The sequence below is a fragment of the Pararhizobium sp. PWRC1-1 genome (assembly GCF_049897905.1).
GTDB lineage: Bacteria > Pseudomonadota > Alphaproteobacteria > Rhizobiales > Rhizobiaceae > Pararhizobium.
The window spans coordinates 1-742 of record NZ_JAFCXE010000083.1; the positions used below are offsets into that span (position 1 = coordinate 1).

The 742-nt window shown below is 62.1% G+C and carries 1 protein-coding gene; it reads right to left on the reverse strand.

All coding sequences use genetic code 11. The features are described 5' to 3' along the window. Positions 1-109: 109 nt before the first annotated feature. A complete protein-coding gene (locus ACP7E0_RS35020) occupies positions 110-694 on the reverse strand; it encodes a GNAT family N-acetyltransferase (RefSeq protein WP_426131968.1) in 585 nt (194 codons plus the stop codon). Positions 695-742: the final 48 nt, after the last annotated feature.

A 742-nucleotide genomic window follows, 5' to 3' on the forward strand; every position in this document is an offset into this window, starting at 1 on the left:
TCCGACTTCTAAAAGCGAACATCGCCTATAACCCGACTAATCGCCCGCCGGCCGTCTTCACCGCGCGCTCGGCGCCAGTGTTCCACAAACTATTTCATCGAACTGAAGCTCAACGCGGCCGCCGCAGCATTGGGACGAGCGTCGGCGACGAACCGACCTGGATCGCGCCGAGCGGTTCGAAGCCGTAGCGTTGGTAGAACGGAATGTTGCGCGGGTTCGAGGATTCCAAATAGGCTGGAGCGTGATCGCTATCGCACCGTGCGAGTGTGTACGCCATCAAGGCGTCGCCGTGACCTTCGCCTTGGTGCGCCGGGTCGACGCCGATCAGCGGCAGGTACCAATGTGGTTCGGTCGGGTGATACGCGGCCATCTCCTCGAATATGGCCGTGGTCTCGGGGGCAATAGTGGGTGCAACCGTGCTCTCGATCACCGCACCAAGCTCTTCTTCGTCGGAATGTACTCCGGGCGATAGCCACAGCGCCGTCCCAGCGTAGCCGTCGGTGCAAAAGGCGCTTCCGTTAGAGAATGCGCTGCTCCCGAAGGCCCGGACCATTCGCGGCATGGCCGCAAGGTACTGGTGTCCATGCGGCCAGGTCCATCGCGCCATCGGATCCGCTGCAAACGCCAGCACGACCGTTTCCACCGCTAGATCTTCCTCGGCCGCGGCCATAACCCTCACTGTTGGTGATTTCACAGTACCCTCCTGTCATAGGTGGTCCGGCGAGGCGCCCGCGCCCGTTTT